Raw genomic sequence first — 1,428 nt, 5'->3', positions numbered from 1 at the left:
AGCCCGCCGGCCAGCATCGCCGCTCGCCGGACCTCGCCGGCCGGTATACCGGCCGCTCGGGCGATCGCGTCGGACATCACTCCGGCCAGCGCGCCCTGGCGTAACTCGCCGCTGAGCAGCTGGCGCAGGAATATCTGCTCCGAGCCGGAGGCCGCCTCGAACAGCTCGCGCAGGAGCTCGGCGCGCAGGGTCCGGGACCCCTTCCCGGCGACCGCGCCGATCCGGGTGAACCGGGCGTCGACGTCGGCGACGGTGAGCGTCGGTGTCGCGGCGGGCGGCGGCAGCGACCGCAGCGCCGCCCATCCCACGCCGATCTGGCGTTGCGGCAATTCGCCGGAGAGCCAGGACGCGGTCACCGCCACCAGGCGCGCGCCCCCGTGGGCCGCGCTGCGGCCGAGCAGCGCGGCGAGACGCTCGATCTTGGTCCGCCGAGCCGACGCCGACGCGATATCGGCGGATGCGGCGGCGACCTCGGCTAACAGCACGCCGACAGCCTGGCATGCGCGTCCGCCCCGGGCAATCGGCGCGATTGATATCGCACTATGCCCGTCCATCGGGCTCGGGCGCGCCGGTGGGGCCGGCCGCCGGATGGTCTCCTTCGGCGATCTGCTGGGCGGTGGCGTAGGCCAGGTGCAGGAAGTCGGCGCCGGCCAGCGCTGCCGTCGCCTCGGTCACCGTCCGGGTGACCCGCGGTGCGAAAATGTGCCCGATGGTCATGGCGGTGATGAGCCAGACATCGAAGCAGAAGGGGCAACTGAGCAGTTCTCCGAGGCTGTGGCCGATGCCGTCGGCGGCTTTCGGCTGCTCCATCACTTCTCCGGGGCCGCCGTCGCCGGTGGGCCGCGTGAACGGGGCGCGGACGGCGGCGGTGACGGTCCCCTTCGTCATCAGCCTGGAGAGCTTGTGCGCGGCCAATGCCGTGACGACCAGGTCGCGAGTACTCATCGAGTCGGGGAGGCGACGGCCGGTGAGTGCGCCCAGCAGTGTCACGGCGCCTACGGCTCCGGTATAGGCCAGGATCGTGGCGGTATAGCCGCTGAGCGGCCGAGGATCGTTGTTCATCGTTGCTCTCGAGTGTGGATGGCAGGGGACGCGCCGCGGTAAAGCAGAGGCGGGTGTTCGACGGCCGCACCGGTCGGCGCACTGTGCTCGCCGCCCGGCCGGGTCTCGTGTCGGCCGATCATCGATCGCACTGTCCTCCACCTCCTCGTAGCCTTCCCGCGTCTCCGGCTACCCCGGTCGTGGAGGGGTAAACCGACACCGGCCCCGACGGGGTCGGTGGGGAATCCGGCCCCGGAGAACACGCCGGATACGACAACCGGCCGCCGGCGCCCGGCCGGAGGGACGGACGCCGGGCCGGTCGGCCGGGCCGGTCGCGTTCCGCCGGTACCGGCGCGTGGTCGCCGGCGCACTGGGCGAACCCGACGG

General features: G+C 72.8%; 1 protein-coding gene and 1 pseudogene. Both read right to left on the bottom strand.

The features are described 5' to 3' along the window. Positions 1-485: pseudogene (locus ON38_RS25560) on the bottom strand (ATP-dependent DNA ligase); the annotation flags it as partial. A gap of 55 nt (positions 486-540) precedes the next feature. Then, entirely contained in the window at positions 541-1,062 is a 522-nt protein-coding gene (locus tag ON38_RS25555; protein ID WP_051165168.1) for a DUF1360 domain-containing protein, read from the bottom strand. Between the last annotated feature and the right edge of the window lie 366 nt (positions 1,063-1,428).

The organism is Nocardia testacea NBRC 100365, from assembly GCF_000308775.1.
Taxonomy (GTDB): Bacteria; Actinomycetota; Actinomycetes; order Mycobacteriales; family Mycobacteriaceae; genus Nocardia; species Nocardia testacea.
Note: the sequence above shows the minus strand (reverse complement) of the source record. Positions and strands in the feature narration are given on the sequence as shown.

Coding starts and splice junctions, on each gene's coding strand:
- ON38_RS25555 (WP_051165168.1), bottom strand. CDS start 1,062: ATGAACAACGATCCTCGGCCGCTCAGCGGCTATACCGCCACGATCCTG.